Below are 10,566 nucleotides of genomic sequence, written 5' to 3' on the forward strand. Positions count from 1 at the left end.
CAGCGCCAGCGACGGCACGGCCGCCACCACAATACCCAGCACAATGCTGGTCAGATCCACTGCCATAGCCACCCCGATCTCCCTCGGCCAACGATCAACGGCTCAGCTTATCAGCCTTGGGCGCACGCGCCGCATTCAGGCTTCAGGCAATTGCCTGAGCAGGCGCAAGGCCTCCTGCGAACCCTGGGCAGCGGCCTGTTCGAGCCAGTAGCGGCCCTGGGCGGGTTCGTTCAGTTGCCCCAAGGCGCACAGCCGGCCGTACTCGAGCTGGGCCCGGCGATCACCGGCGCGCGCCGCCTGGCGCAGCAGTTCGTGGCCGATCCGGCGGTCGCGGGCATTGCCACAATCACGGCAGAGCATCTGCCCCAGGCGGCTCTGGGCCACCACCACGCCCTGGCGCGCTGGCTGCTTGAGCAAGCGCCCGGCAAAGTGCTTGACGTTGGGGTTGTCACCCAGGCGCGGGCTGTCGAGCAACCACAAGGCCACTTTCAAGGAGAAGCGCTTGGGCTCGGGCAGAGGCGACTGGGCAGTGGGGGCAACGAGTTTTTTGGAGCGAAACTTCATAAAAAACAGCGGAGGCAACTCGAGAGGCGCGCCACTCTACTCCATTTTTCTGACAATGGCCCGGTGCTTTTCTGCACTTTTTTCAAAATATTTCAGTGTTTTTTTCTTGACGTCAGGACGGGTATTTTGTCCCTGACGGAAGACTGTCGAAGGATTGTCGGACACCGGCCAAAAAGCTGGCACGCCCGTCCTAGAGCAAGCGCTCGGGACAATCCACAGAAGCTGTGGATAACTCGGTGGACAACCCCCTAAACCTCCCCGCAAACCCCTATGGAATGGGGCTTTCAGTCAAACTGTCGATTTTTTCACCAGCTAAAATAAGTGTTTTTTTTCATTGACTTAAGGCAACGGCCAAGTCATTGGCGGCCACTTGCCGCCTTGTTGCAGCGCTGTAACAAGGGCTGCCCCAAGTGTGCACAACCGCCCTTTAGCGAGGTATTTCCCTGCACGAAATTGGCACGTTCCCTGCCTTGTTGCACTGCAAAGCCGGCGAATTAGCCCTTCACAGACAGCCTGGAACGCGACATACTGATCGGCTCGCCAGACGAAAAGCCAAAAAGCTTGCCAGCAACGAAAAACTGCGGTAGTCTTGCCGCCGTTAGTACCAAGCTGAAAGTCAATTCTGGCCAAAGCAGTCCTTACAGTGCCCTGCCCCCTCACATCGGACAGGCCTGTTGAAACCAGGACCGGCCCACTCGATGGTTCCCCAGGTAAATCACTTCTTACTCTGACCGAACCAACCTGCAGATTGATCAGGATCTTCACCCAGCGGCATTGAACCCGACCCTGGCTGTTGCCTGTCCTCTGACGTACCTACCAGTCAGCCCCAGCGCCACATGATAAATGCGCCCAAAACTGGCTGCCCTGTTCCAGTCAGGTTCTTCGCACCGGCTTAAATGCTCGCGTTACTGGAACGTTTTATATGTGCACGGATCGAAACCGTGTCTATTGCAGGAACATCTAATAACTATGAATCACTCTACTCATACTCAGGCTGCCATTCGCACCCTTTCCCAGGCATTTGCCCCTCTGAACTGCTTGATCCTGGCGTCGCGCAAAGGCGGCTTCAGCTTCACCCTGGTCAACGAGCACGGCATTGCCCGGCACAGCGAGCGCCTGTACCCGGAGCAATACTCCGAAGCCGAGCCGCTGCAGGCCGTTATCGAGCGCACCCGTCAGGCCCTGGTGGCCTGATCCGCACGACGCTGCAAACGCTCAAGCCCCGCCCTCTGGCGGGGCTTTTTTATGCCTGGCGCCCAGCAATCACTAATTGCCGCACGGCATATGATTTATAACTAAAAGCCGCAAATGTTTTAAAAACAGACCTTTACAGCGCGAATATGACACTACACTTCAACTCAAGCGGCAAAGGCCGCTTCCGGCGGGCCTGACCGACTCTCCAGCTGCCAAGCTCCAGCGTCCGCCGGCCAATTTCAAGTTCGAGGGCATCATGGGTATCGCCGCGAGCGAGTTGAGCCAGTTTGTCATTCGTCCGACCCTGATCTACCTGGGTCGCCACTGCGCCAGCGCCGAAGCCCTGCTGCTCGGCGTCGCCGCCAGCCAGTCAGCACTCGGCTCAGCATTGCACGACCGCCGCGGCCACGGCCTGTACCGCATTGGCGAACTGCGCCACCAAAGCCTCTGGGACCAGTTCCTGGCCCGCGACCCGGATCTCGCCAGCCTGGTCCGTGGCCTTGCCAGCCAGCATGCCTTCCTCAGCGGCCCGCACCTGGAACTGACCGTAAACCTGCGCTATGCCACCGCCATCGCCTGGATGCTGATCGAAGAACAAGCCCCCGAACTGCCCGCCGCCGACGATCTGCTCGGGCTTGCACGTATCTGGCGACAAACCTTCCAGCCTCAGGGGCGCCTGCGCGATTTCACCTGCGCCTGGCAAACCTGCATCGCCCCTGTGACTCTTCAGGCCTGCTGAGAGTCACTGCTTTCCATAATCGGAAAATTCCCGCCATTTTGGTCGGATTGTCCTACAAAACCGCTCTATCTCCTGCGATACAGCCTATAGCGCTGCGGGCGAACTGATGGTAATTTTCGCCCCGGAGATCCCAAGGAGTTCTAATAATGAAAAAAGTAATGCTCAAAACCTCTCTCAGCCTCGCCGTCACTCTCGCCTCGACTCAACTGTTCGCCAGCGGCTTTGCCCTCAACGAACAAAGCGTCAGTGGCATGGGCACAGGTTTCGCGGGTCGTTCTTCTTCTGCCGATGATGCCAGCACCGTATTCGGCAACCCTGCCGGTATGTCGCGCCTGAAACGCGAGCAGATCACCGTTGGCGGCGCAGCCGTCATCGCCAAGTCCGATATTTCCGGCGGCGGGCGCCCAGGTGGCACCACCGACGGCGACATGGTGCCGTTCGTCGGCGTGCCCATGGGCTACTACGTCAAGCCTCTGGATGATCACTGGACCGTCGGTTTCGGTGTCTACGCGCCGTTCGGCCTGGTCACCGATTACGAGAGCACTGCCGCCAGCCGTTACTGGGGCAAGAAAAGCCACGTTGAAGTGGTCACCTTCCAGCCAACCATCAGCTACGCCTTCAACGACAAGGTGTCGATCGGTTTCGGCCCGACCATCAACAAGATCAAGGGTGAGCTCAGCGCCAACACCCTCAACCCGCGCACCCCGGGTTTCAACGATGGCGAAGTGAAAATCAAGGGTGACGACACTGCCGTCGGCTACAACATCGGCGTGCTGGTCCAGGCCACCGACAAGACCCGCCTGGGCCTGACCTACCACTCGATGGTCGACTACAAGCTCGAAGGCAACACCAAGATCAACAACGCCCTGATCGGCCCGTTCAGCGGCAGCAAGTTCGACGCTGAACTGAAGATCAAGACCCCTGAATCGGTCGACTTCTCGGTTACCCACGAGCTGGATGACCAGTGGACTATCTATGCTGGTAGCACCTGGACCCGCTGGAGCCGCCTGGAAGCCATCACCGTCACCAACAAGGTTCCTGCCCCGCTGGCCGGCCAGTTCGGCACCATCAGCGAAGAGCAGAACTGGCACGACACCTGGGCCCACGCCATCGGCGCGTCCTACAAGCTGAACAAGGAGTGGGTACTGCGTACCGGCTTCACCGTCGACCAGTCGCCGACCAACAACCACGACCGTTCGCCACGCATCCCGACTGGCGATCGCAAGATCTTCAGCCTGGGCGCCGGCTACAGCCCAACCGACGACATGACCATCGACGTGGCGTACTCCTACCTGTGGGAAGAAGACACCAAGGTCAACCTGGCCAGCCCGACCAAGGGTTCGTACAACGCCAAGTACGAAAACAGCGCTCACGGTATTGGCGCGTCGCTGACCTATCGCTTCTGATAACAGCGCCGCAACGAAAAACCGCCGTCATCGGCGGTTTTTTTATGCCTGAGCAATCGGCCAGGCGTGCCCGACTTCCAGCTGGAGGTACTCCATGAACGCCCGCACCTTGAGGCTCAAGGCGAAACGGTCGGCCACGCACAGGTAGATATCCATCAGTTCGGTCTGGGCGTAGGCCCGTGCCGGCTGCGAATACTCGAACAACGCCACCAGCTGGCCGCGCTCGAGCAAAGGGCGGGCGACGAACTCGGCCAGGCGAGCGATACCGCCATCGCGCACCGCCATCTGCGTCAGTACGTCGATGTCATCGCTGATCAGCACCTTGTCGAACTCGGCATCAAAACGCAGCCCCTCGCGGATAAAGCCCCAGCGCAAAAAGCGCCCGTCCACCGGGTAGCGGAACACCAGGCAGCGGTGTTCCTTGAGCTGCTCGGGCGATTGTGGCCAACCGGCCGCCGCCAGATAGCCCGGGGAAGCGCAGCAAATGAACGGCACCCGGGCAATGTGCTGGGCCAGCAGGCCGTCTTCGAGCTGTGGCTGGATGCGGATACTGACATCAACGCCTTCCTGGGCGTGATTGACCCGCCGATCATTCGTAACCAATTCAATTGAAAGCTGCGGGTAGCGTGCACTGAAGGCCGGAATCAGCGGCGCCAGTACATGGCGGCCAAAGGCCGACGACGAAGCGATGCACAAGCGCCCCTTGGGCTCGCAATCCGGGGCGGTGACCGCCTGCTGGGCCTGCTCGAGGTCGCGCTCGATGTGCTTGACCTTGTCGTAGTACAGGCTGCCACTGGGCGTCAGCACCATACTGCGCGTGGTACGCGCCAGCAGGCGCACCTGCAGGTGGGCTTCCAGGCGGGCGATATTCTGGCTCACCGCGGCGGCGCTCAAGCCCAGGCTGCGAGCGCCACCGGCGATGCTGCCGGCCTCGACCACCTTGATGAAACTCTTGATCGAACCGAGCAGGTTCATGACGGCATCCAGGCATTCGTAAGATCTTCTTTATAAAGACCTAAGTCCAGCTCGTCTACCGCAGTCCAACGCCCCCTTGCTAGGCTGCCCCCTCACCCACCAGAAGGAGTCAGCATGACCTCCCAGACCAGCGCCCGCGGCCGGCGCAAACTCGGCGTTCGCGCCACCCCCTACGTGTTTGCCTTCTACATGTCGGCAATCATGGCCCTGTTGATGTGCTTCGTGATTACCGCCGCCAACGCAGGCATCAACGAGCAGTACCTGGGCAACGTGCTCAAAGCCTATCAACTGGCCATGCCAGTAGCCTTTGCCTGTGTGCTGGTGGTGCGCCCGATCGTGCTCAAGCTGGTGGCCTGGACCGTGCATCCGAGCCACTGACGCCGCTCAGGGCCGGGAAGCAATGGCCTTTTCAATCGCCGCCTTGAACGCCGGGTCATCCGGCTTGGTCAGGCTGGTGAAACTGGCCACTACCTTGCCCTGGCGATCAACCACGTACTTGTAAAAATTCCACTTCGGCGCACTGCTCTGCGCGGCCAGCTCCTTGAACAGCGGTGTGGCATCGTCGCCGCGCACGGGCCGGGCCTGGGTCATGGTGAAGGTCACGCCATAGTTGGCGTAGCAGACCTTGGCGGTTTTCTCGGCATCGGCGTCTTCCTGCTTGAAGTCGTTGGACGGCACCCCGAGCATTTCCAGGCCCTGTTCGTGGTACTCCTTGTAGACGCTTTCAAGCCCTTCGAACTGCGGGGCAAAGCCGCAATAGCTGGCGGTATTGACCACCACCAAAGGCTTGCCGGCAAAGCGCTGGCACAGGTCGATCTGCTCCTTGCCGCGCAGCTCCGGCAACGAGCCCTTGAGCAGCGCCGGGCAATCGGCGGCCAGGGCATTGGCCGCAGCGGCCAAGGTCAACAACGGAACCAACATCCAGCGTGCGCGCATCGTCTCTCTCCCTCGAACGTTCCCGAAGTATTCAGAGTACTCCTAGCACACGCCCATGCCCAACTGCATCAACGCCAGGCCGCCCTCATGCCAGCCCCACCAGGCCAGCGCCAGCAGCAATAGCGCGGCGAGGCCGAGCACGCTGCCAATGGCGACCCGCTTCATGCTGCCTGCGCCTGCAAGCGCGCTACCGGGCGTTCGCGTACTGGCCAGTTCAGCGCTGCGGCGAGCAGGCTGAGGAGGATGGAAATTTGCCAGACCAAATCGTAGTTGCCGGTGCGGTCATACACCACCCCGCCCAGCCAGCCGCCCAGAAATGCCCCCAACTGGTGGAACAGGAAGACGATACCGCCGAGCATCGACAAATTGCGCACACCAAACAGGGTGGCCACGGTGCCGTTGGTCAAGGGTACGGTCGACAGCCACAGCAGGCCCATGGCAATGCCGAACAGGTAGGCGCTGAACTGGCTGATTGGCGCCCACAGGAACAACACGATGACTACCGCGCGCAGCAGGTACAGCGCGGTCAGCAGCCGCGGCTTGGACATGCGCCCACCCAGCCAGCCGGCGGTGTAGGTGCCGACGATATTGAACAGCCCGACCAGCGCCAGCACTGTGGTGCCGATGGTCGCCGGCAGGTGCTGGTCGACCAGGTAGGCCGGCAGGTGCACGCCGATGAACACCACCTGGAAACCACAGACGAAAAAGCCCAGGGCCAGCAGCCAGAAACCGGAGTGCGAGCAGGCTTCGCGCAGGGCCTGGCCGAGGGTCTGGTCATTGCCCTGACTGGGCAGCGGACGATCACGCAGCAGCCCTACCAGCGGCACGATAAAGGCCACCAGCAAACCCAGCACCAGCAAGGCCGCCGACCAGCCCAGCCAGCCGATCAGGCCGAGCGTACCCGGCAGCATGGCGAACTGGCCGAAGGAGCCGGCGGCGCTGGCAATGCCCATGGCCATGCTGCGTTTTTCTGGCGGCACGGCACGGCCAACCACGCCGAGGATCACCGAAAACGAGGTGCCCGACAGGCCGATACCGATCAACAAACCGGCACTGAGCGACAGGGTCAGGGCCGAGTCGGACATGCCCATCAGCACAAGGCCGGCGGCATAAAGCATACCGCCGACCATCACCACCTTGGCAGCACCGAGGCGATCGGCCAGGGCTCCGGCAAACGGCTGGGCCAGGCCCCAGATCAGGTTCTGCAAGGCAATGGCAAAGGCAAACACGCCGCGCCCCCAGCCAAAGTCGGCGCTCATCGGCGCCAGGAACAGGCCAAAGCCGTGCCGCACGCCCAGCGACAAGGCCAGGATCAGCGCCGCGCCAAGCAGAATCCACCCACTGGTTCGCCATACTGATGTCATTTTTGTTGTCTCCAGTGCCGCAAGGTTATGCGGGTATATACCCGCTTATAATCGTAAAAAGCTCAGGCCAACAGCTCCAGCAGGCGCACCAGTTCGTCACGCTGACCTTCGCCGAGGGTCTCGATCAAGCCGCTTTGCGCTTGCTCCCAGGCCGGCTCCGCCGCTTGCAGGCGTGCCCGGCCCTGCTCGGTCAGCAACACGATACGGTTGCGCAAGTCCTGCCCTTCGGCCAGGGCCACCAGGCCCTCGGCTTCCAGTACCCGCAGGTTGCGCCCCAAGGTGCTGCGGTCCAGGCCCATGGCCTCGGCCAGGGTGGAAATACTCGGTTGATCCAGGCGGCGTAAATGACGCAACAGGGAAAACTGCGCGACATTGATCCCGAAGCCTTCGAGGGCCTCGTCGTAGTGTCGGCTCACCCCACGGGCGGCGCGACGCAGGTGGGTGCAGATGCATTCGCTGGTCAACATAATGCGTGTATATACCCGCACTTTGGCAACTGCAAGCTTTTATTCGCCGCTCACAGCACCAAAGCGATCAATACCGCCAGCTCCAGCAGCTCGAGCAGGGCCCCGGCGGTATCACCGGTGGTGCCACCCAGACGGCGCACCATCACGTGGCGCAGCCAGGCGAAGACGATGGCGGCAACCAGCAGCACCCACAGGCCCTTGAACCCTGCCAGCAGCACACAGGCCAACGCACTGACGAGCATCACCAGCTGGCCCGCCCGACGCGGCAAATGATCGGCAAGCGCCTGGCCGAGCCCGCCGCTGCGCACATAGGGCGTGCACAGGAACAAGCCCAGTAACCCCGCGCGGCCGATCAGCGGTGCGAGCAACAGCAGCAGCCCGTCACCGCGCTCGATCAACGCCAGTAAGGCGCAGAACTTGAGCAACAGCACCAGTACCAGGGTGACCACGGCAATCGGCCCGCTGCGCGGGTCTTTCATGATCAGCAAGGTACGTTCGCGGTCGCCGAAACCGCCGAGCCAGGCATCGGCGCTGTCGGCCAGGCCGTCCAGGTGCAAGGCGCCGCTGAGCAGCACCCAGGCGCTGAGCAGCAAGGCGGCGTGCAACAGCACCGGCCTACCGGCCAGCAGCGCGTTCAACCCCCAGAGCACCACCCCGAACAACAGCCCTACCAGCGGGTAAAACAGCAATGAGCGGCCCATTTGTTCCGGCGCCGGCATGCCCGGCAGGCGCACCGGCAAGCTGCTGAGAAACTGCAGGGCGATCCAGAACCCCAGCATCTCAGCACACCTCGCGCAGGCTGCCGTCGGCCAGCAGTTCCAGGCGGCACAAGGCGCCATGGACCACTTCGACCTGCAGCAGCTGTTCACGCGGCAGGCCACGGGCGCGGGCCAGCAACAGGCGCATGACGCCGCCGTGGGTGACCAGCAGCAACTGCTGGCCGGCATGGGCCTGGTGCAAGGTGCTGATGGCCTGCAACACCCGTACGGAGAAATCCGCCACCGGCTCGCCACCTGGCGGTGTGTAGGCATAAGGGTCAGCCCAGAACCGGCCGAGCTCGGCTTCATGGGTGAGCATCAGCGCTGCCGCGCTGCGCCCTTCCCACTCACCGAAATGCAGCTCTTGCAGCCCCGGCGCCAGCTGCAGCGGCAGGTTCAACTGCGCGCCCAGCTCCTGGGCAAAGCGTGCGCAGCGCTGCAATGGCGAGCTGACCAATGCATCCCAAGGGCCGGCATCACTCACCGCCGCGCGCATCTGCGCCCAGCCCTTGTCAGTCAGGGCATCGTCGAGGCTACCGCGCAGGCCGCCGCCCAGTTCGGTTTCTCCGTGGCGCAGCAGGTCGATGATCATGCCGGGCGGTCCGCTACCGCAGCTTCGGCGAAGGTCGCCATCTGCCCGTGCAGGTCACAGGCCAGGCGCAACAGCGGCACCGCCAGTGCCGCACCACTGCCCTCGCCCAGGCGCAGGCCCAGCTCCAGCAGCGGCTCGGCGTCGAGTTCGGCGAGCACCCGGCGATGACCGGGCTCGGCGCCGCGATGACCGAACAGCAGCCAGTCGCGGCAACCCGGATTGATACGCGTCGCCACCAGCGCGGCAACGGTGCAGATAAACCCATCCACCAGCACCGCAACACCAGCCTGGGCGCAACCCAGGTAGGCGCCGACCAGCGCGGCGATCTCGAAACCACCAAAACACAACAGCCGCTGCAGCGGGTCGTCGCCAAGATTGGCATGCTGCAGCAAGGCGCGCTCGATGACCTCGGCCTTGTGCCGCACACCGGCGGCGTCCAGGCCGGTACCCGGACCACTGAGCTCGCTGGCCGGACAACCGAGCACGGCGCAGGCCAGGGCGCTGGCGGCGGTGGTGTTACCGATGCCCATCTCGCCGCCGATAAACAACCGGGCGCCGCTGGCGGCCGCGCGCAGGGCACTCTCGCGCCCGCCTTGCAGAGCCTGCAGGCCTTGTTCGTAGGTCATCGCCGGTACCCGAGCGAAGTTGGCCGTGCCCGGGCCGACGCGCAGGTGGCGCACGTCCGGCAGGTCCAGGGCCAGGTCGATGGTACCCAGGTCGATCACTTCCAGGTGAGCATTCAGCTGCCGCGCCAGCACGCTGATCGCAGCGCCGCCGCTGACGAAATTGAGCAGCATCTGCCCGGTCACCGCCTGCGGGTAAGCCGAGATGCCTTCGGCGACCACACCGTGATCGCCGGCAAAAATCGCGATCCACACCTGCTCGACGCTCGGCTTGAGCTGGCCTTGCAAGCCGGCCAGTTGCACTGCCAGCTGCTCCAGGCGACCCAGCGAGCCTGCCGGCTTGGTCAGTTGCTGTTGCCGCGCCAGGGCCTGTTCGCGAACAATCGGGTCGACAGCTCGACAGGCTTCACGCCACCAGGTTTGACTCATAGTGCAGGTCCTTTCAGGGTAAGCGGCAAGCCGGCGACAGTCAGCACCACGCGCTGGCAGCGCTCGGCAATGGCCTGGTGCAGCGCGCCTGCTTCATCGACATAACGGCGGGTCAGCTCGCCCATGGGCACCACGCCCAGGCCGGTTTCGTTGCTGACCAGTATGATTTCGCCCGGCAACGCTGCCAGGCACTCGAGCAGCGCCGTGCGTTCGGCCGCCAGGCGCTCCGGGTTGTCGAGCATCAGCAGGTTGGTCAGCCACAGGGTCAGGCAATCGACCAGCAGGCAGCGCTCGGCACTGGCAGTGGCACGCAGCACCCGCGCCAACTCCAGCGGCTCTTCGATCAATCCCCACTCGGCCGGACGCCGCTCGCGGTGCAACTGCACCCGTGCATTCATCTCGCCGTCGAGCGGTTCGCTGGTGGCGATGTAGGTGACCGCCAGGCCGCTCTGCACCGCCAGTTGTTCGGCCAGGCGGCTCTTGCCCGAACGGGCGCCGCCAAGGATCAGGTTGAGCATT

14 protein-coding genes are annotated in these 10,566 nt (G+C 63.0%); 4 read left to right on the forward strand and 10 right to left on the reverse strand.

Annotation, left to right across the window (positions count from 1 at the left end; all coding sequences use genetic code 11):
- Nucleotides 1-135: 135 nt before the first annotated feature.
- A complete protein-coding gene (locus ACZ9A3_RS17040) occupies nucleotides 136-564 on the reverse strand; it encodes a tetratricopeptide repeat protein (protein ID WP_476252933.1) in 429 nt (142 codons plus the stop codon).
- Between the two features lie 969 nt (nucleotides 565-1,533).
- Between ACZ9A3_RS17040 and ACZ9A3_RS17045 the strand changes: the two genes are divergently transcribed.
- From ACZ9A3_RS17045 to ACZ9A3_RS17055, 3 genes are all read left to right on the forward strand, one after another.
- Nucleotides 1,534-1,758 carry a hypothetical protein gene (locus ACZ9A3_RS17045; RefSeq protein WP_045195514.1) on the forward strand — a complete coding sequence of 75 codons (225 nt, stop codon included), beginning with the start codon at nucleotides 1,534-1,536 and terminating at the stop codon, nucleotides 1,756-1,758.
- A 256-nt stretch (nucleotides 1,759-2,014) separates the two neighbouring features.
- The gene (locus ACZ9A3_RS17050) at nucleotides 2,015-2,497 is read left to right on the forward strand and encodes a hypothetical protein (RefSeq protein ID WP_045195516.1); all 483 of its coding nucleotides are present in this window, start codon (nucleotides 2,015-2,017) and stop codon (nucleotides 2,495-2,497) included.
- Nucleotides 2,498-2,643: 146 nt separating this feature from the next.
- Nucleotides 2,644-3,903 carry an OmpP1/FadL family transporter gene (locus tag ACZ9A3_RS17055; RefSeq protein ID WP_045195518.1) on the forward strand — a complete coding sequence of 420 codons (1,260 nt, stop codon included), beginning with the start codon at nucleotides 2,644-2,646 and terminating at the stop codon, nucleotides 3,901-3,903.
- A gap of 42 nt (nucleotides 3,904-3,945) precedes the next feature.
- Here the strand turns inward: ACZ9A3_RS17055 and ACZ9A3_RS17060 are convergent, their stop codons facing one another.
- The gene (locus ACZ9A3_RS17060; protein WP_476252934.1) at nucleotides 3,946-4,878 is read right to left on the reverse strand and encodes a LysR family transcriptional regulator; all 933 of its coding nucleotides are present in this window, start codon (nucleotides 4,876-4,878) and stop codon (nucleotides 3,946-3,948) included.
- Between the two features lie 114 nt (nucleotides 4,879-4,992).
- Here ACZ9A3_RS17060 and ACZ9A3_RS17065 point away from each other — a divergent pair, with 114 nt between their 5' ends.
- Nucleotides 4,993-5,256 carry a DUF2798 domain-containing protein gene (locus tag ACZ9A3_RS17065; protein WP_476252935.1) on the forward strand — a complete coding sequence of 88 codons (264 nt, stop codon included), beginning with the start codon at nucleotides 4,993-4,995 and terminating at the stop codon, nucleotides 5,254-5,256.
- 6 nt (nucleotides 5,257-5,262) lie between these two features.
- Here the strand turns inward: ACZ9A3_RS17065 and ACZ9A3_RS17070 are convergent, their stop codons facing one another.
- The 8 genes from ACZ9A3_RS17070 to cobU all read right to left on the reverse strand — a co-directional run bounded on the left by ACZ9A3_RS17070 (nucleotide 5,263) and on the right by cobU (nucleotide 10,565).
- Nucleotides 5,263-5,814, reverse strand: a complete 552-nt coding sequence (locus tag ACZ9A3_RS17070; protein WP_213603480.1) for a glutathione peroxidase — start codon at nucleotides 5,812-5,814, stop codon at nucleotides 5,263-5,265.
- 42 nt (nucleotides 5,815-5,856) lie between these two features.
- A complete protein-coding gene (locus ACZ9A3_RS17075; RefSeq protein ID WP_256326709.1) occupies nucleotides 5,857-5,979 on the reverse strand; it encodes a hypothetical protein in 123 nt (40 codons plus the stop codon).
- Nucleotides 5,976-7,178 carry an MFS transporter gene (locus tag ACZ9A3_RS17080; RefSeq protein WP_401291177.1) on the reverse strand — a complete coding sequence of 401 codons (1,203 nt, stop codon included), beginning with the start codon at nucleotides 7,176-7,178 and terminating at the stop codon, nucleotides 5,976-5,978. The genes ACZ9A3_RS17075 and ACZ9A3_RS17080 overlap by 4 nt, the downstream gene beginning before the upstream one ends.
- Nucleotides 7,179-7,240: 62 nt before the next feature.
- Nucleotides 7,241-7,645, reverse strand: coding sequence for a MarR family winged helix-turn-helix transcriptional regulator (locus ACZ9A3_RS17085; RefSeq protein ID WP_045195528.1), 405 nt, complete (start codon nucleotides 7,643-7,645; stop codon nucleotides 7,241-7,243).
- Nucleotides 7,646-7,695: 50 nt separating this feature from the next.
- On the reverse strand, nucleotides 7,696-8,424 hold the full coding sequence (locus ACZ9A3_RS17090; RefSeq protein ID WP_476252936.1) for an adenosylcobinamide-GDP ribazoletransferase: 729 nt from the start codon (nucleotides 8,422-8,424) through the stop codon (nucleotides 7,696-7,698).
- A 1-nt stretch (nucleotide 8,425) separates the two neighbouring features.
- On the reverse strand, nucleotides 8,426-8,995 hold the full coding sequence (gene cobC / locus ACZ9A3_RS17095; RefSeq protein ID WP_213603477.1) for an alpha-ribazole phosphatase family protein: 570 nt from the start codon (nucleotides 8,993-8,995) through the stop codon (nucleotides 8,426-8,428).
- Nucleotides 8,992-10,047: a nicotinate-nucleotide--dimethylbenzimidazole phosphoribosyltransferase gene (gene cobT, locus ACZ9A3_RS17100; protein WP_476252937.1), complete on the reverse strand. Its 1,056-nt coding sequence runs from the start codon at nucleotides 10,045-10,047 to the stop codon at nucleotides 8,992-8,994. Before cobT ends, cobC begins: the two co-directional genes overlap by 4 nt.
- On the reverse strand, nucleotides 10,044-10,565 hold the full coding sequence (gene cobU, locus ACZ9A3_RS17105) for a bifunctional adenosylcobinamide kinase/adenosylcobinamide-phosphate guanylyltransferase (protein WP_213603476.1): 522 nt from the start codon (nucleotides 10,563-10,565) through the stop codon (nucleotides 10,044-10,046). The genes cobT and cobU overlap by 4 nt, the downstream gene beginning before the upstream one ends.
- Nucleotide 10,566: the final 1 nt, after the last annotated feature.

This window comes from Pseudomonas sp. TE4620, from assembly GCF_056279045.1.